20 protein-coding genes are annotated in these 16,643 nt (G+C 62.7%); 12 read left to right on the top strand and 8 right to left on the bottom strand.

The window, feature by feature from the left end:
- Nucleotides 1–60: 60 nt before the first annotated feature.
- From BPNPMPFG_RS06135 to recJ, 4 genes are all read left to right on the top strand, one after another.
- Nucleotides 61–228, top strand: coding sequence for a Thivi_2564 family membrane protein (locus tag BPNPMPFG_RS06135; RefSeq protein ID WP_258593979.1), 168 nt, complete (start codon nucleotides 61–63; stop codon nucleotides 226–228).
- Between the two features lie 201 nt (nucleotides 229–429).
- Nucleotides 430–1,413, top strand: coding sequence for a class II fructose-bisphosphatase (gene glpX, locus BPNPMPFG_RS06130; protein WP_258593978.1), 984 nt, complete (start codon nucleotides 430–432; stop codon nucleotides 1,411–1,413).
- A 95-nt stretch (nucleotides 1,414–1,508) separates the two neighbouring features.
- Nucleotides 1,509–1,742, top strand: a complete 234-nt coding sequence (locus BPNPMPFG_RS06125) for a DUF6434 domain-containing protein (RefSeq protein ID WP_258593976.1) — start codon at nucleotides 1,509–1,511, stop codon at nucleotides 1,740–1,742.
- A 180-nt stretch (nucleotides 1,743–1,922) separates the two neighbouring features.
- Nucleotides 1,923–3,707 (top strand): single-stranded-DNA-specific exonuclease RecJ, encoded by a 1,785-nt coding sequence (gene recJ / locus BPNPMPFG_RS06120; protein WP_258593975.1) that lies wholly within the window; start codon nucleotides 1,923–1,925, stop codon nucleotides 3,705–3,707.
- A gap of 21 nt (nucleotides 3,708–3,728) precedes the next feature.
- Here recJ and BPNPMPFG_RS06115 read toward each other — a convergent pair whose 3' ends face one another.
- The 4 genes from BPNPMPFG_RS06115 to folE all read right to left on the bottom strand — a co-directional run bounded on the left by BPNPMPFG_RS06115 (nucleotide 3,729) and on the right by folE (nucleotide 6,617).
- Complete coding sequence (locus BPNPMPFG_RS06115; RefSeq protein ID WP_258593973.1) at nucleotides 3,729–4,286, bottom strand: dihydrofolate reductase family protein; 558 nt, start codon at nucleotides 4,284–4,286, stop codon at nucleotides 3,729–3,731.
- Between the two features lie 141 nt (nucleotides 4,287–4,427).
- The gene (locus BPNPMPFG_RS06110; protein WP_258597073.1) at nucleotides 4,428–5,399 is read right to left on the bottom strand and encodes a patatin family protein; all 972 of its coding nucleotides are present in this window, start codon (nucleotides 5,397–5,399) and stop codon (nucleotides 4,428–4,430) included.
- 84 nt (nucleotides 5,400–5,483) lie between these two features.
- Nucleotides 5,484–5,945 (bottom strand): phosphoribosyl-AMP cyclohydrolase, encoded by a 462-nt coding sequence (gene hisI, locus BPNPMPFG_RS06105; RefSeq protein WP_258593971.1) that lies wholly within the window; start codon nucleotides 5,943–5,945, stop codon nucleotides 5,484–5,486.
- Nucleotides 5,946–5,981: 36 nt separating this feature from the next.
- On the bottom strand, nucleotides 5,982–6,617 hold the full coding sequence (folE, locus tag BPNPMPFG_RS06100; protein ID WP_258593970.1) for a GTP cyclohydrolase I FolE: 636 nt from the start codon (nucleotides 6,615–6,617) through the stop codon (nucleotides 5,982–5,984).
- A gap of 237 nt (nucleotides 6,618–6,854) precedes the next feature.
- Here folE and BPNPMPFG_RS06095 point away from each other — a divergent pair, with 237 nt between their 5' ends.
- Nucleotides 6,855–7,301: an iron-sulfur cluster assembly scaffold protein gene (locus tag BPNPMPFG_RS06095; RefSeq protein ID WP_258593968.1), complete on the top strand. Its 447-nt coding sequence runs from the start codon at nucleotides 6,855–6,857 to the stop codon at nucleotides 7,299–7,301.
- A 22-nt stretch (nucleotides 7,302–7,323) separates the two neighbouring features.
- Here BPNPMPFG_RS06095 and BPNPMPFG_RS06090 read toward each other — a convergent pair whose 3' ends face one another.
- The gene (locus BPNPMPFG_RS06090; RefSeq protein WP_258593967.1) at nucleotides 7,324–8,241 is read right to left on the bottom strand and encodes a LysR substrate-binding domain-containing protein; all 918 of its coding nucleotides are present in this window, start codon (nucleotides 8,239–8,241) and stop codon (nucleotides 7,324–7,326) included.
- Nucleotides 8,242–8,333: 92 nt separating this feature from the next.
- Here BPNPMPFG_RS06090 and BPNPMPFG_RS06085 point away from each other — a divergent pair, with 92 nt between their 5' ends.
- The 6 genes from BPNPMPFG_RS06085 (at nucleotide 8,334) to BPNPMPFG_RS06060 (ending at nucleotide 13,351) form a co-directional block, all read left to right on the top strand.
- On the top strand, nucleotides 8,334–8,492 hold the full coding sequence (locus tag BPNPMPFG_RS06085) for a hypothetical protein (protein ID WP_258593965.1): 159 nt from the start codon (nucleotides 8,334–8,336) through the stop codon (nucleotides 8,490–8,492).
- Nucleotides 8,493–8,575: 83 nt separating this feature from the next.
- Complete coding sequence (yidD, locus tag BPNPMPFG_RS06080) at nucleotides 8,576–8,950, top strand: membrane protein insertion efficiency factor YidD (RefSeq protein WP_258593964.1); 375 nt, start codon at nucleotides 8,576–8,578, stop codon at nucleotides 8,948–8,950.
- Nucleotides 8,951–9,023: 73 nt separating this feature from the next.
- Nucleotides 9,024–9,230: a hypothetical protein gene (locus tag BPNPMPFG_RS06075; protein WP_258593962.1), complete on the top strand. Its 207-nt coding sequence runs from the start codon at nucleotides 9,024–9,026 to the stop codon at nucleotides 9,228–9,230.
- Nucleotides 9,231–9,351: 121 nt separating this feature from the next.
- Nucleotides 9,352–10,179, top strand: coding sequence for a class D beta-lactamase (blaOXA, locus tag BPNPMPFG_RS06070; RefSeq protein WP_258593960.1), 828 nt, complete (start codon nucleotides 9,352–9,354; stop codon nucleotides 10,177–10,179).
- Nucleotides 10,180–10,357: 178 nt separating this feature from the next.
- The gene (gene thrS / locus BPNPMPFG_RS06065; RefSeq protein WP_258593958.1) at nucleotides 10,358–12,334 is read left to right on the top strand and encodes a threonine--tRNA ligase; all 1,977 of its coding nucleotides are present in this window, start codon (nucleotides 10,358–10,360) and stop codon (nucleotides 12,332–12,334) included.
- An 84-nt stretch (nucleotides 12,335–12,418) separates the two neighbouring features.
- Nucleotides 12,419–13,351: a lysophospholipid acyltransferase family protein gene (locus tag BPNPMPFG_RS06060; RefSeq protein WP_258593956.1), complete on the top strand. Its 933-nt coding sequence runs from the start codon at nucleotides 12,419–12,421 to the stop codon at nucleotides 13,349–13,351.
- A 24-nt stretch (nucleotides 13,352–13,375) separates the two neighbouring features.
- Here the strand turns inward: BPNPMPFG_RS06060 and BPNPMPFG_RS06055 are convergent, their stop codons facing one another.
- The gene (locus BPNPMPFG_RS06055) at nucleotides 13,376–14,341 is read right to left on the bottom strand and encodes an RgsD C-terminal domain-containing protein (RefSeq protein WP_258593954.1); all 966 of its coding nucleotides are present in this window, start codon (nucleotides 14,339–14,341) and stop codon (nucleotides 13,376–13,378) included.
- Between the two features lie 157 nt (nucleotides 14,342–14,498).
- On the opposite strand from BPNPMPFG_RS06055, the gene BPNPMPFG_RS06050 reads away from it, so the two are divergent.
- Nucleotides 14,499–15,083 (top strand): nitroreductase family protein, encoded by a 585-nt coding sequence (locus tag BPNPMPFG_RS06050; protein ID WP_258593953.1) that lies wholly within the window; start codon nucleotides 14,499–14,501, stop codon nucleotides 15,081–15,083.
- Between the two features lie 103 nt (nucleotides 15,084–15,186).
- On the opposite strand, the gene BPNPMPFG_RS06045 is transcribed toward BPNPMPFG_RS06050, so the two are convergent.
- Together BPNPMPFG_RS06045 and BPNPMPFG_RS06040 are read right to left on the bottom strand one after the other, a co-directional pair.
- Nucleotides 15,187–16,068, bottom strand: a complete 882-nt coding sequence (locus BPNPMPFG_RS06045; protein ID WP_258593951.1) for an HpcH/HpaI aldolase/citrate lyase family protein — start codon at nucleotides 16,066–16,068, stop codon at nucleotides 15,187–15,189.
- On the bottom strand, nucleotides 16,068–16,520 hold the full coding sequence (locus BPNPMPFG_RS06040) for a MaoC family dehydratase (RefSeq protein WP_258593949.1): 453 nt from the start codon (nucleotides 16,518–16,520) through the stop codon (nucleotides 16,068–16,070). The genes BPNPMPFG_RS06045 and BPNPMPFG_RS06040 overlap by 1 nt, the downstream gene beginning before the upstream one ends.
- Nucleotides 16,521–16,643 lie beyond the last annotated feature (123 nt).

The raw sequence follows: 16,643 nt of genomic DNA, 5'->3' as shown, positions 1-16,643 counted from the left end.
TGGAGCCGGCCTTGCCGGCTCATTTTGCTGCTGTCAGCACATCATTTTAAGGAGGGCACTATGGCTTCATCCATGTTGATCGGCATCCTGATCACATTCCTCGTCATCATCCTCGTCCTCTATCTGGTTCAGCGTCTGCCGCTCGACGCCCGGATGCGGCAGATCGCCCAGATCATCGTCATCATCATCGGCATCATTTCACTGCTCAAATATCTCGCGGTTTTCTAGGCCACGAAGGGCGTGATTTTCACTTTTCAAGCCGCCCGGTCCTTTTCGACCGGGCCGGCTCCGTTTCAAGAATACGGTTTAATCGATTGATATTGCTGACCTTTCGATAAAACTCTCGGCAGGTCTTGCCGTTGTCATGCTCGTTTGACAAAACAGGCGCGCCTCCGGCGGGAGGCGGCATGTCAACGAGGAAATTGCCAGATGAATGTGGCCCAGAACATTGTCGCCGGCCTTGACCGGATACTCACCATGGAACTGGTGCGCGTCACCGAACGGGCCGCCGTCGCGGCCGCCCGGCTGCGCGGGCGCGGCGACGAAAAGGCGGCCGACCAGGTCGCAGTCGATGCCATGCGCCAGGAGCTCAACCGGCTTGCGATCAAGGGCACGGTGGTGATCGGCGAGGGCGAGCGGGACGAAGCGCCGATGCTCTATATCGGTGAGGAAGTCGGTTCGGGCAAAGGTCCGGCGGTCGATATCGCACTCGATCCGCTCGAAGGCACGACGATCTGCGCCAAGAACCTGCCCAATGCGCTCGCCGTCATCGCGATCGCCGAGAAGGGCAGCCTGCTGTTTGCGCCCGACGTCTACATGGACAAGATCGCCATCGGCCCGGGCTATGCCAACGGCGTCATCGATATCGATGCCTCGCCAGCCGAAAACATCGCCAGCCTCGCCCGCGCCAAGGGCGTCGCGGTGTCAGACATCACCACCTGTATCCTCGACCGGCCACGCCACGGCAAGCTGATCGATGCCGTGCGCGCCACGGGCGCGGCGATCCGGCTGATCGGCGACGGCGATGTCGCCGGCGTCATCCACACCACGGACCCGGAAGAAACCGGCATCGACATCTATCTCGGCACCGGCGGCGCACCGGAGGGCGTGCTGGCCGCGGCGGCTTTGCGTTGCACCGGCGGCCAGATGCAGGGCCGGCTGATCCTCGATACGCCGGAAAAGGTCGCACGCGCCGCCAAGATGGGCATTTCCAATCCGAAGCGGGTCTACCACGCGGAAGACATGGCTCGCGGCGACGTGCTGTTCGCCGCCACCGGTGTCACCGACGGCAATATGCTGGCAGGCGTCAAGTTCGGCCGCAACTACATCACCACCCACACGATCGTGCTGCGCTCGTCGTCGCGGACAGTGCGCGAGATCAAGGCACGCCATCAGGATCTGGATAAGTTCTAGGTTCACACCTGTTGTTGGCTTGTGTGCTTGCGGACCGGCATCGTAGTTGTTAGCCCTGTGGCTGCATCCGATGATGCGGCCGCAAGGATTTGACGATGAAACCGTTCGACTGGCACGCGGATGCGATTTCGCGCGCCACCGCCATCACGAAATCCTATCGCAACACCCAGAACGTGCGCCGCTTTTTCACCCGCGAATGCGGCGACGCGTTCAGGTTCGACCGGCCTTTCATGGGCTGGCTCAAGGACGGTGCGGAGAAGACGATGGGGGATGCGGCCGACGAATGGCGTCGGCGCCAGGCTGAAAAGCGGAAAGCGTCGTTTTCTTGAAATCTTCCGTGACGGCGCATCATCGCGACCCGCTTGGCTTTGCCGGCCTTTGCTCTAAAGCGCGTCGCGCTCACGCGACGCGCTTTAGGTTGTTCTTTGTGCATGTCGTTGTCCCAAAACCGCTGCACGTTTTTGAGCGACATGCATTATCCTGCGGCCAACCATGAGTTGGCAAACCGCATGACCGGCGCAAAACGCCTCTTCCTCGATGTCAGGCAATCGGCTACCGGGGTTTCCTGGGAGCACCGGCTGACCGAACGGCAGGACATGATCGCGCTCGCCATCGCGCAAGGCCACGGTGTGCCCGACATCGTGGCGCGGGTGCTTGCCGGCCGCGGTGTCACCGCCGAGCAGACCGAGCGGTTTCTCGACCCGACGATCCGCGACCTTCTGCCGGATCCGGCGTCGTTGACTGGGATGGACAAGGCGGCGGCCCGCATCGCGGCCGCGGTAATAGCCAGGGAAAAGGTGGCGATCTTCGGCGACTACGACGTCGACGGCGCTGCCTCGTCGGCCTTGCTGAAGCGGTTCCTCACGCATTTCTCGGTGCCGTCGGAAATCTACATCCCGGACCGTATTTTCGAAGGCTATGGTCCCAACCCCGACGCCATGCGCGAACTCGTTTCGCGCGGCGCGACGCTGATCGTCACCGTCGATTGCGGCACCAACAGCGCCGCTTCCATCGATGCCGCCAATGCGGCCGGCGCCGATGTCGTCGTGCTCGATCACCACCAGGTCGGCGGTGCCTTGCCGGAGGCAATTGCCGTCGTCAATCCGAACCGCGACGACGACCTGTCCGGGCAGGGCCATCTCTGCGCCGCCGGCGTGGTCTTTCTCGCCCTTGTCCAGACGGCCAAGATCCTGCGCGGGCGGATAGTCGATGCTACGCCGCCGGATCTGCTTTCGCTGCTCGATCTCGTCGTACTTGCCACCGTCTGCGACGTGGTGCCGCTCACCGGCGTCAACCGCGCCTTCGTGGTCAAGGGGCTGCAGATGGCGCGCCAGCAGAAGAACGAGGGGCTGGCCGCACTGGCACGGGTGTCGCGCATCGGCGAGCCGATCAGCACCTTCCATCTGGCCTATCTGATCGGCCCGCGCATCAATGCCGGCGGGCGCATCGGCGATGCCGCACTTGGCAGCCGTCTGCTTGCCACCGACGATCCTGTCGAGGCGCGCACCATTGCCGAGACCCTCGACCGGCTGAACCAGGAACGGCAGCTGATGGAGCAGGAGATGCTGGCGGCCGCCCGTGCGGAAGCTGATGCCGAGCTTGCCGGGGGCAACGGCCCGGCCATCATAGTCACCGCCAGCAACAACTGGCATCCGGGCATTGTCGGCCTGCTCGCCTCGCGATTGAAGGATCACGCGCGGCGGCCGGCCTTCGCCATCGCCTTCAATGCCAACGGCACCGGCACCGGCTCGGGCCGTTCGGTGTCGGGTTTCGACCTTGGACGGCTGGTGCGCGAAGCCGCCGATGCCGGGCTGATCGTTAGGGGTGGCGGCCACGGCATGGCTGCGGGCATCACGGTGGAGCGGGCGAAACTCGGCGAACTCCGGGCATTCTTCGAGGAGCGGGCGGCGGCCGATGTGTTCCGGCTGCAGGGCGAGGAAAGCCTGGCGATCGACGGCGCGCTTGCCGCCGAAGGCGCGACGCTCAGCCTGCTCGATGCGTTGGAGAAGGCCGGACCATTCGGCGCCGGGCATGCCGCACCGGTCTTTGTGCTGCCGCGTCATAGGCTCGCCGACGCGCGGCCGGTCGGCACCAATCACATCCGCGTCGAACTGCAATCGGAAAGCGGCGGCCGCATCCAGGCGATCGCCTTTCGTGCCGTCGATACCGCACTTGGCGAATTCCTGTTCAAGAACAGGGGCAAGACGGTGCATGTTGCTGGTTCGCTGTCGGGCAATCACTGGAACGGCAACCGCACGGTGCAATTTCGCATCACCGATGCAGCGCGGGCTTAATCGCTCCTGAGGCAGCGCAACTCAGCTGGTCGGCGCGTAACGCAGCAGCGTCACGCCCTGGGCAAGGCTTTCCGTGCCGAGCGGCTTCAAGGTCAGCGACAGGCCGGACTGGAAGTACGGCTTGCCGCCGCCCAGCACGACGGGGTGCATGTAGAGCCGGTATTCATCGATGAGACCGGCTCGAGCCAGACAGGCGGCAAGATCGGCGCCGCCGAGAATGATGAGACCATCCGTCCGCGACTTGAGGGATGCTACCGTGGTCTCGACATCGCCATTCACCAGCCGGGCATTGTGCCCGACCTGCCGAAGCGTCGTCGAAAACACGATCTTCGGTGTCTCGCGCCATGCGTGGGCGAAATCCCGCTCCACCGCCGTGGCGCCGGTCTCGCGATCCGGACTGTCCCAGAAGCTCATCACCTCATACATCCGGCGTCCGGCGAGGACGACGGAGGTCTGTCTCATCATGTCGTTGAAGTGCTGGTGCAACTCTGCCTCGGGCACTGGCAAGCCAATGTCCCCGTCCGCCTCGGCGATGTAGCCGTCCAGGGACGTCAGCATGGAATAGACAATTTTGGCCATTGATGCCTCCGTTCCACCTGATGCAAACGAGCATAACCAATTGCATTTTGCAATTGGTTATCGCAAGGCAGGTGGAATTTGAGACGGCATTTCGCGGGGCGGCATGGCTCCCTTGCTGCGACGGACGTACGGCAGATAGGCCTAGGCGAGAACGGACTGCAGGCGGGTCAGTTCGCCTATCTGCGCCATCGTTGCCTGATAGCCGAGGTTGATCGCCTCGTCGGCGCGGTGGAATTCGGTCAGGCCGATATGGCTGAGCTTCGGTTGCAGCGACATATCGGGCGGATCGCCGGCAAGCCGGGCGCGCGAGATGCGGTCCTGGATGATGTTGAAGGCCTCGACCATGACGCCGGTGATGCCGAGCCGCGTCTGATGCGAATGATGCTCGGTGTCGACCTGGCCGGGCCGCGGCGCATCCTTTTCGATGACCAGTTCACCGGCGCTGTGCTTGATGACGGCGGCGCGGCCGAACAGGTCGTAGTGAAGATTGACCGCCACCACGAGCGGCTGCTCATAGGCGCGACAGACCGAAACCGGTACCGGGTTGACAAGGGCGCCGTCGACCAGCACGCGGCCGTTGCAATTCACCGGCTCGAACACGCCGGGCAGCGCATAGGAGGCGCGCATGGCGGTGATCAGCGAACCGCTCGACAGCCAGATCTCATGGCCAGTGCGGATCTCGGAAGCCACAGCGACGAATGGCTTGGGCAGGTCCTCGAAGCGAATGCCGGCTACATGCTCGCGCAGACGAGCGTCCAGCTTCATCCCGCCGAACAGGCCGTTCCCACGCAGATTGAGGTCGAGCAGGCCGAAGATGCGCCGCCTGGTCAGGCTGCGGGCGAACTCTTCCAACTCATCCAGTTTGCCTGAGAGATAACAGCCGCCGACCAGCGCGCCGATCGAGGTGCCGGCTATCATCGAGACCTCGATGCCGGCTTCGTCGAGCGCGCGCAGCACGCCGATATGGGCCCAGCCTCTCGCGCACCCGCCGCCCAAGGCGAGCGAAATGCCTGTTTTCTTCGGGGGGCTTGTTTCCGATGCGCCACTGGTCGAGGACAGGCCGTTGGCCTCCCTGACATCCGGTCTGTTACGCAATGACGCCCACTCGAGCATCATGATCTCCCTTGTCCCACGGCTAATATACAGGCGGGCCGTATCGAAATGATGAATCTGTGTCGTTGATGTCAGGCAGAAGGTTCAAGCTGGTGGCTTCCGATACGTGTTTTCGGCATCGAACAGCGGCTTGCTGCCGTCGTCGGCAAGCGTCCCCATGCCTTCGACCAGCCCCACCGTCCGATAAAAGCATGAACGCCGGCCGGTGTGACAGGTTGCGTCGTGGCCCAACACTTTGACGCGCAGCCACAAAGCATCCTGATCGCAGTCGGTTCGCATCTCGACAACGTGCTGGAAATTGCCGGAGGTTTCGCCCTTCTTCCACAGCGCGTTGCGCGAGCGCGACCAGTAGTGGGCGATACCTGTCTCCAGCGTCAGCGCCAGCGCCTGCGCATTCATATGCGCAACCATCAACAGCATGCCGTCCTCGGCATCGGTGACGACCACCGTGACAAGCCCAGAAGCGTCGAAGCGCGGTGAGAATACCGCGCCTTCCTCAAGCGCTTTCTTGTCTGACGGAGCTTTCGGGAATTCCAGTGCCGACATCGCCGGTCCTTGCTTTTAGTGGCCGGCGAGAGCCGGTCAGACCCCGCCGCCGCGCACCATGGTGACGAAACGGACCTGCTCTTCCGGCGTGTCCTTGAAGACGCCGGTGAAAGTCGAGGTCAGCGTGGTGGAGCCCTGTTTGCGGATGCCGCGCATGGCCATGCACATGTGCTCGGCCTCGATCATGACGGCGACGCCGCGCGGATTGAGCACATCCTGGATGACGCCGGCGATCTGCGCGGTCAGGGCCTCCTGCGTCTGCAGGCGGTGGGCGAAGATATCGACGACGCGCGCGATCTTGGACAGGCCGACGACCTTGCCATCCGGCAGGTAACCGACATGCGCCTTGCCAATGATCGGCACCATGTGGTGCTCGCAATGCGAGTGGAATGTGATGTCCTTGACGATGACCAGGTCGTCATAGCCGGCGACCTCCTCGAAGGTGCGGCCGAGTTCGTCGGCCGGGCACATGTCGTAGCCGCCGAACATTTCGCGAAAGGCCTTGGCGACCCGCTTCGGCGTGTCGACCAGCCCTTCGCGGTCCGGATTGTCGCCGGTCCAGCGCAAGAGCGTATGCACGGCGGCCTCGACTTCAGCTTCACTCGGCCGGTCGGTGACAGGCTTGTCCATATAGGCTGACTGAGGCATGAGTTTCTTGATGACGGCATCCATAAAGGCGTCTCCCGTAGTTCCTCTCTGCGGAGGAACGAGTTGAACGGACCACGACCTTTCGGTGTCGGAAACTCGCCCGTTTCCAGCCCCGTAAGCGGCGTGAACTTCCCGGCAAGGACACTGGCTTCGTTGTCTTGTCGATACCGGACTGCCAGCATTATATATGGTCATGCCGAGCGAAAGGAAGACACGGCAGCGGCAATCGCTGTTCGCTTGGCGGCGACGGATTGGAAAATAATGATCGACGACGTCTACAATGCGAAAATTCTCGGTTTTGCCGGAAACATCGCCCGCATCGGCCGGCTCGATCATCCTGACGCGACGGCAAAGGCGCATTCCAAGCTGTGCGGCTCGACCGTTACCGTCGACCTCAAGATGCAGGACGGGGTGGTCACCGACTTTGCTCACGACGTGAAGGCCTGTGCGCTCGGCCAGGCTTCATCCTCGATCATGGCGCGGCATGTCGTCGGCGCGAATGCCGAAGAACTGCGCGCGGTGCGCGACACCATGCTGAAGATGCTGAAGGAAAATGGCGCCCCGCCCGACGGCCGCTTCGAGGACCTGAAATATCTGGAGCCGGTGCGCGACTACAAGGCGCGGCATGCCTCGACCATGCTGACCTTCGACGCCGTGGTCGATGCCATCGGCCAGATCGAGAAGAAGCGCGCCGAAGAAGCGGCCTGAAGGCAAAGTATCAGGAGCGGGCTTAAGCCTGCGCTTCCAGCGCCCGTCTGCTTTCGGCAAATTCGCTTCTCAGCCAGTCGGCGAAGGCTGCGGCCGGCTCCGAGAGATCGTGCAAGCTCCTGGCCACCAGCCAATAGGTGCCGGATGCGACGTCGATGTCGAACGGCTTGATCAGCGCGCCGGATGCGATTTCCCCACCGATCTGCAAGAGATCGCCCAGTGCCACGCCGTGTCCGAGCAGGGCGGCTTGCTTTGAAAGCGATGCATCCGCCAGCATGGGACCGCGCGCGGGTATGGCGTCGGCGGGCACGCCAGCCGCTTCGAACCAGCGCGCCCAACCCTGACGGTTTTCCTCGTGCAAAAGCGTGTAGCGACCAAGATCACTCGGCCTCTCGAGGGCAGGGCCTGAAGCGAGCAGCGCCGGCGACAGCACCGGTGAATCGACTGTCGAGGCAAGCCGCTCGGCCTCGGCGCGCGGCCATGAGGTGGCATGCGCGCTGAAGCGCAAGGCAAGTTCGGGCTGATCGCCTCGGAACTCGATCAGTCTTGGATCGACTTCGAGAGAGACGTCGATATCTGGCCGCAATTCACGAAACCGATTGAGCCGGGGTACCAACCAAACGGATGCGAGGGAGGGTTCGACACTGACGCGAACCACGGACTGTGCCGGCACGGCGACCAACTCCGAAAGCAGTCTGTCGATGGTGTCGAAACTTCTGACGAGCTGGTCCAGCAGACGCCGGCCGGTGTCGGTCAGTTCGACGCGACGATGGTGACGTTCGAACAAAGGCTGGCGCAGGAAGATTTCGAGCTCGCGGATCTGCCGGCTGATTGCCGCCTGCGAGACGAAAAGCTCCTCGGCGGCCCTGCTGAAGCTCAGGTGCCGGCCCGCCACCTCGAAGCTCCTCAATGCCGTCAGCGGCAGGCGCCCGCGCTTCATTCGCATAACCTCAGATTATCCGAAGTGGAAATTATACTCGTTTGAAGGCGAAGGCCAGCGGCGGTCTAATCCGTGTCAAAGGAGACACGACAATGATCCAGTTCCTGAGCATCTTTGGCGATGTCATGCGGATCGCAACGTTTCAAAGGCATGACGATAGACAGCAGGCGAAGCGCCGTGAAGAGCCGGCCAGTCCTGGCCGCTGGACCCCTTCGACAGACAGACAGCCGTTTCGCCATTCCCGCCCGTGACGACATGGAGGGTAGGGGGTGGGGATTGCGTTCGCCGGTAGAAGCTCACATCTATCGCGTTGGAACGCGAGACGGAGAAAGCGGTGAGCGATCAGCACGGGCATGCGCATGTCGCCGGACCACCGAGGCGCGGGCGCAACTGGCCCGGCCCGTGGCGCAAGACGCCCGGCCGGCTCCTTGGCACGTCGCTCGTGCGCCTTTATCAGCTGACGCTGTCCGGCTTTGTCGGCAATTCCTGCCGGCACTTGCCGACCTGTTCGGAATATGCGCATGAAGCGATCGCCCGCCATGGCTTGTGGGCCGGCGGCTGGATGGGGCTCTTTCGCGTTCTGCGCTGCGGGCCATTCGGCACCCATGGCATCGACCGCGTGCCGGAGGTGCTGGCGGATCGCTATGTCTGGTTCATGCCGTGGCTGTACTGGCAAATCGGCAGAAAGGGCGGCAAAGCCAACAGCTGAAGATAGTCCGGAAACGGGTGGCGACGCCTGCGGGCCGAGGCGACACTGAGACCTCCAGGATATGAGGTTTGCCATGATGTCGCTGCTTCTTGCCATTCACATCCACGCTGCAAAACGGGGCGATGGGTTACTGCCCCAATTTCTCGGAACAACGCCGCAGCCGCGCGACGCGCCGAAAGCTATGAATGAAAACCCGACCAACTCCGGTCAGGTCACCAAAAGCGCTTCAGAACCTGATCCACAGCCGCGCAAGCCCGTTCGAAGGCCGGTCATCCTCTAGGCTGTGTTTACGATCCGGTAGGGTTAACGCCAGCCTGCACAAAGACTGCGCATTTGAGACAAAATCGAGACAAGAGACCTCGCTAAGCCGCTCGCGAACCCCTTCTGGAGCGAGCAGAAAAATGCGTAATTTCGACCGTCTTCCCTTCATCTTTGCCGGCATCCTGTTCCTGCTCGCCTGGCTGCTGGGATTTCCGATGCGCGCGCAATCGGCGCCGCTGAAGGACGTCGAATGCACGCTGATCCTTGATGCAGCGAGCGGCAAGACGCTCTACCAGGATGGTGTGTGCGACCAGAGGTTCAGCCCGGCCTCGACGTTCAAGGTGCCACTGTCGCTGATCGGCTACGATGCTGGAATCCTGAGCGACGAGCACACGCCGGCATGGGACTACAAGCCCGAATTCAACGCGGTGAAGCGGGATCAAAAGACCGTCGATCCGACGATCTGGGAAAAGGATTCGATCCTCTGGTTCTCCCGGGAAATCGCCCGCCGGCTTGGGTCGGAGAGCCTTGCCGGTTATGTCTCGAAATTCGGCTACGGCAACGCCGATGTTTCCGGCAATCCCGGCAAGAATGACGGCCTGACCCAGTCCTGGGTGAACTCCTCGCTCAAGATCACGCCGGTCGAGCAGGTCGATTTCCTGCGCAAGCTGCTTGCCCGCAAGCTGCCGGTCTCGGCCAAGGCCTACGATATGACCAACGCCATCATTCCGACCTTCAAGGCAGGGGACTGGACGGTGCAAGGCAAGACTGGCAGCACCGGGTTGCGCAACGAGGCCGACAAAATCCAGGACAAGCGTTCGCTCGGCTGGTTCGTTGGCTGGGCGCAAAAGGACGGCCACCAGATCGTCTTTGCGCGTCTTGTGGTCGACACCAGCCGAACCGACATGCCGAAGGGCCTCAAGACGCGGGCAAGCTTCCTGAAGGATCTGCCGCAGCTCGTCAAATGAACGCCTGATAGCTGAAGCCGGGCTTTACGGCGGCGGAATCTGCTCATAAAAGACGCCCGTTGCCGGACGCATCCGGCTTTTACTTATGCATGTCGTAACCCCAAAACCGCCACACACTTTTGGGCGACATGCATTTTAACCACCCGCGCTCGTTTGCGGGACTGGATAGGAGATACACGTGCTGAATTCCGTTTCCCTGACATTTCCCGATGGCTCCGTCCGCGAATACGACGCGGCGATGACCGGTGCCGGCCTTGCCGAATCGATCTCGAAATCGCTGGCCAAGAAAGCGGTCGCCTACAGCATCGACGGCGTCGTGCGCGACCTTTCCGACCCACTGGGCAAGTCCGGCAAGGTCGAGATCGTCACCCGTGACGACCCGCGCGCGCTGGAGCTCATTCGCCACGACACTGCACACGTGCTGGCGGAAGCCGTGCAGGAATTGTGGCCGGGGACGCAGGTGACCATCGGACCGGTGATCGAGAACGGCTTCTACTATGACTTCGCCCGCAACGAGCCGTTTACGCCTGACGATTTCCCGGTGATCGAGAGGAAGATGCGCGAGATCATCGCGCGCAACAAGCCGTTCACCAAGGAAGTCTGGTCGCGCGACCGGGCGAAAAAAGTGTTTGCCGACAAGGGCGAGCGCTACAAGCTGGAACTGATCGACGCCATTCCCGAGGACCAGGATCTCAAGATCTACGCTCAAGGCGACTGGTTCGACCTCTGCCGTGGCCCGCATATGGCCTCGACCGGTCAGATCGGCAACGCCTTCAAGCTGATGAAGGTTGCCGGCGCCTATTGGCGCGGCGACAGCAGCAACCCGATGCTGACGCGCATCTACGGCACCGCCTGGGCCGACCAGGCGCAGCTCGACTCTTACCAGACGATGCTGGAAGAAGCCGAGAAGCGCGATCACAGAAAACTCGGCCGCGAGATGGACCTGTTCCATTTCCAGGAAGAAGGACCAGGCGTCGTCTTCTGGCACGCCAAGGGCTGGAAGATGTTCCAGAACCTGGTCAACTACATGCGCCGCCGCCTCGACGAGCAGGGCTATCAGGAGGTCAACGCGCCGCAGGTGCTCGACAAGAGCCTGTGGGAGACCTCAGGCCATTGGGGCTGGTACCGCGACGCCATGTTCAAGGTGACGGTCGCCGGCGACGATACCGATGATGATCGCGTCTTCGCGCTGAAGCCGATGAACTGTCCGGGCCACGTGCAGATTTTCAAGCACGGGTTGAAGTCTTATCGCGATCTGCCCGTAAAGCTTGCGGAATTCGGCAATGTGCACCGCTACGAACCATCCGGCGCGCTGCACGGACTGATGCGCGTGCGCGGCTTCACGCAGGATGATGCGCATATCTTCTGCACCGAGGAGCAGCTGGCGTCGGAGTGCCTGCGCATCAACGACCTGATCCTCTCGACCTATGCCGATTTCGGTTTCGACGAAATCAGCGTCAAGCTGTCGACGCGACCGGACAAGCGCGTCGGCACCGACGAGGCGTGGGACCACGCCGAGGCGATCATGGGCAGCGTGCTGGAGACGATCAGGACGCGGTCCGGCAACCGGATCAAGACCTCGATCAATCCGGGCGAGGGTGCCTTCTATGGGCCGAAGTTCGAATATGTGCTGAAGGATGCCATCGGCCGCGAGTGGCAGTGTGGCACGACGCAGGTCGACTTCAATCTGCCGGAACGGTTTGGCGCCTTCTACATCGGCTCGGATTCCGAGAAGAAGCAGCCTGTCATGGTGCACCGCGCCATCTGCGGTTCGATGGAGCGTTTTCTCGGCATCCTGATTGAGAACTATTCCGGCCACTTCCCGCTGTGGTTCGCGCCGCTGCAGGTGGTGGTGGCGACAATCACTTCGGACGCCGACGACTATGCGACCGAGGTGGTGGCAAAGCTCAAGGCCGCCGGGCTGCTGGCGCAAGCGGACCTGCGCAACGAGAAGATCAACTACAAGGTCCGCGAGCACAGCCTGGCCAAGGTTCCGGTCATCCTCGTCTGCGGCAAGCGCGAGGCGGAGGAGCAGACGGTCAACATGCGCCGGCTGGGCTCGCGCGACCAGGAATCGCTTGGCCTTGCCGAGGCGATCGCGCAATTGACCGAAGAAGCGATCACGCCCGACCGCAGGCGCAAACGCGCTGCCTGATCCGCATAGTCCTGACGGCATGGCGGTGGAGCGATCCACCGCCATTTTCATATCCCTGTCACGCCGACCTTGTAACGAGCCCCTATGCTCAAATTGCGCGAACGGTCCTTTCCCGAGCTTTCCTATGCCAATCCGCGCCAGCCGGCGCTGACGCGCTGGTTCATTCATTCGGTCGAAGGCCTGTCGGGCCGCGACCGCTACACCGCGCTTTATGATTTCTGGCGCCGCCAGGTGGTGCCGACCGGCGAGCGGGTGTTCAGCCGCATGCTCGACCTGATCGACGTGCGGGTGCGCACCGCGGATCAATGGCCGCCCGCGCAATTGCCGGATACGCCGCTGGTCATCGTCGCCAACCATCCGTTTGGCATCGGGGACGGCATTGCCGTGCTCTCGCTGGCAGAACAGCTCGGGCGCCCGTTCCGGGTGATGATCCACAAGGATCTGCTCAAGATCCGCGAGATGGAGCCCTACTCGCTGCCGATCGATTTTTCCGAGACCAAGGACGCACTGAAGAACAACATGGCAGTGCGCCACGAGGCGGTGCGGCTGTTGAAGGAAGGCGTCACCATCGTGGTGTTTCCGGCCGGCGGTGTCGCCACGGCACCGAAGGGCTTCGGCCGGGCGCGCGACCTGCCGTGGAAGATGTTTCCGGCCCGTCTCGTCCAGGATGCGAAGGCGTCGGTCATCCCGATGCATTTTTCCGGGCAGAACGGCAGGCTGTTCCATCTGGTCAGCGGCCCGATGAACATGGCCGAGAGCGACGGCCGGCTGGCAAAATTCGTCGGCAAGGCCTCGCTGACGCTGCGCACTTCGCTGCTTATCCGCGAATTCGCGCGGCTGTCCGGCAAGGCGATCGAGGTGCGCGTCGGCGATGTGCTGAGCTGGAACGAGCTGGAGCCGCTGCGCGATCGCAAGGCGTTGCTCGACCGTCTCTATCGCGGTGTCTTCGACCTGGCGCCCATCGTGGCGCGTCGCCGCATTCCGTTTCTGCCGCCGCGGACCAAGCTGGCGGCCTGAAATCAGCAAACCCGCGGTAGAGGGTTAGTCAGCACCTTCTTCAGGGTCGATCGCCGCCGCCTCGGTGGCCAGAACCTCGATTTCCTGGTTCTGTCCGGCCACGACCGTAAAATCCTTCTGGTAGATGCGGTCGCGGTTCTTGGCGATGATGGTGTAATCGCCCTCGGCGAGCACCATCGAGGCAAAGGCGCCAACGGTTTCCTTGATCGGATCGCCGGAATCGTTAAGCAGCGACCAGGATGTATCGGCAATCGCCTCGCCGCCGGTTTCGCGCACCAGCTTCATCGTTATCTCGGCGGCGTGATGCTCGACAGTGGCTTCGGTCAGCTTGCCAGCCTCGACGCGGATGTCGGAGCGGATGACCGCGTTGACGGCACCATAGGTCGAGACGACATGGTAAATGCCGGCGTTGAGCCGCACGACGCTGTTTGGCGCGACATCGGGGATGATCAGCGCGCGGTCGCCATTCGGCTCGGCGTGGCCTTCATAGATCGAGAAGCGCAGGTTCTTCGGTGGAATGCGCGCCCCGCCAGACAGAACGGCGTCGAGCTTGAGGCCGCCGGCATCGAGCACGAGGCTCTCGCGCTTGGCGTCCTTGCCGACAACGGTGATGCGCTTGGTGGCGCCGGCCCGGCCATAGGAGGCGTGGACCAGATAGCTGCCGGGTTCGAGCTGGAAGACGGCGGTGCCGCCATGTGCGGAGGCGACCATGGGCAATTTGCCGTTGACGGCTTCGGGCTTGAAGACCCGCCAGACGATGCCGCGGGTGATGTCGGCGCCCTTATCGGTCAACTGGGCGGACAGTGTGATGGCGCCGCCGCCACTCAGCGCCAGCGGCGTCTCGCTTTTCGGCGTCGCATAGCTCGAAATTCCGGGAAGCTTCAGGTCACTGACGCCATCCGCATTCTGTGCCATGGCAAGCGAAACCGGCGCCATGAACAGCAGGGCGCCGAGCCAGACCAGGAAAAGACGCAGTATCCCCTCAAACATGCCTTGCGTTGAAGCCCATGGCGGTGGCAATTTCAAGGCTTAAGAGTCCGCTCGATACGACTCTTCCGTCCGGCGCGCCCCGCGCCATTGCCCAAGCCGCCCGAATTCCCGATGGTGCGCTTCAGCTCAAAACAGAGTGTTTAGGAGACTTGCGCCCATGGCGTCGCCGATCATCGACTTCCTGCTGACCCGAAACTCAGCGCCGATCCTCGATTTGAAGGAGCCGGCGCCGAGCGATGCGGAGATCGCGACGATGATCGCCGCCGCCTCGCGGGTGCCCGATCACGGCCGGCTCGAACCCTGGCGCTTTGTCCTCTACCGCGGCGACGCCCGCGTCGAGATCGGCAAAAAACTGGCAGCCCTTGCCGAGCAGCGGGAAGGACCCTTGCCAGAGGGCCGCCGCAACCAGGAACTGGCGCGGTTCTCGCGCGCACCGCTGGTGATCGGCGTCGTGTCGATCCCCAGGGAGAACCCAAAGATCCCACAATGGGAGATGTTCCTGTCAGGCGGCATGGCGGCGATGAACCTGATGATATCAGCCAATGCACTGGGCTATGGCACCAACATGATCAGCAACTGGTATTCGGATGTGCCGGAGGGCAGGGCGCTGCTCGGGCTGGCACCGCAGGAGCGCGTCATTGGCTTCATCCATATCGGCTCCTATGCAGGCCCGGCGCCGGAGCGGCCGCGCCCCGATCCGGCTAAGCTTTACGCCGACTATTCGGGGCCGTGGAACGGCTGACTAAAGCGCGTCGCATTGAAACGGATTCAGGCGACGCGCTTTAAGTCTTTGTTTTTATGCATGTCGTTGCCCCAAAACCGGGGCCACTTTTGGGCGACATGCATTAGGTCGAAACGCCCGCTGCCCTGGCCCGCGCCAGCAGCCGCTCGGCCAGCCGCAGATGCGGGCGGTCGACCATCTTGCCGTCGATGCCGACGACGCCGGGATTTCCCGCCGCCTCGAACGCAGCGACGATCGCAGCCGATTGTCTCACGGCCTCGGCTGAAGGGGTAAAGGCGGCGTTGATGACGGGCACCTGGTCGGGATGGATCGCCATCTTGCCGGTGAAGCCATCCCGCTCGGCCTCGGCGCATTCCGCTTCGAAGGCCGCCATGTCGCGAAAATTCGGGAAGACGGTGTCGATTGCCGCGACTTCCGCGGCACCGGCTGCAAGGATGGTCATCAGGCGAGCGTGGCGGAACACATCGGTGTAGCGGCCGCGTTCGTCGCGGGCCGTCCGTGCGCCGATCGCTGCCGACAGATCCTCTGCCCCCCAGGTGAGGCCGGCAAGCCGTGCGCTTGTCCCGGCATAGGTCGCCGCCGCCAGCACACCCGCCGGCGTTTCGGTGATGATCGGCAGGATCTTGATTGCGCCATCGGCCAGGCCGTTTTCGGCCTCGCGCACCCTGAGCTTTGCCGAGAGATGCTGCACGTCCTGGCCGCTGTTCGACTTGGGCAGCATGATGCCGTCGGGCTTGGCTGGAACAAGCGCCGCCAGATCGTCATCCGTCAGTCCGGTCGACAGGTCGTTGACCCTGATGTAGATCGCCGAGCCGGTTTGCGCCCTGCGTTCGACGATGAAGCGTGCCGCGATCTCGCGCGCCAGCGCCTTGTTCTGCGGCGCCACGGAATCTTCGAGATCAACGATGACCACGTCGGCGCCGGCGCCAAACCCCTTTTCCAGCTTCCTTTCGGAATCGCCGGGGACGAACAGCAGCGAACGCATCAGGCCGCCTTCTTCAGCATCATCGCTTGCCGCGTGCATTTGGCGACAAGGTCGCCGTGCTGGTTATAGGCGCGGTGCTCGAATTCAACGATGCCGCGATCGGGTTTCGACCTGGACTCGCGCACCGAAATCACCGTCGTTTCGACCCGGATGGTGTCGCCGTGGAAGACCGGGTGCGGAAACACGGTTTCCTTCATGCCGAGATTGGCGACCGTGGTGCCGACAGTGATGTCGTTGACCGAAATGCCGATCATCAGGCCGAGCGTGAACAGCGAGTTGACCAGCGGCTTGCCCCATTCGCTCTTGGCGGCGAAATCGAAGTCGATGTGCAGCGGCTGCGGGTTCAGTGTCATCACCGAAAACAGCATGTTGTCGCTCTCGGTGACGGTCTTGCGCAGCGTGTGCTGGAAGACATGGCCGACGACAAACTCCTGGAGATAAAGCCCGGCCATATCCTGCTCCTCTGCTGCCTACGGGGTTGATAAGCGCTGCATTCAGGGCTCGCAAGCCAGTTAATGAACATGGTGAACCGTTCGTAAACCATTTCTGCCTACCGTCACCACGGGGCCAGGAAC

Source organism: Mesorhizobium sp. AR07 (assembly GCF_024746815.1).
In the GTDB taxonomy this organism is placed as follows: domain Bacteria; phylum Pseudomonadota; class Alphaproteobacteria; order Rhizobiales; family Rhizobiaceae; genus Mesorhizobium.
This window is presented reverse-complemented; position numbering and strand designations above follow the sequence as displayed.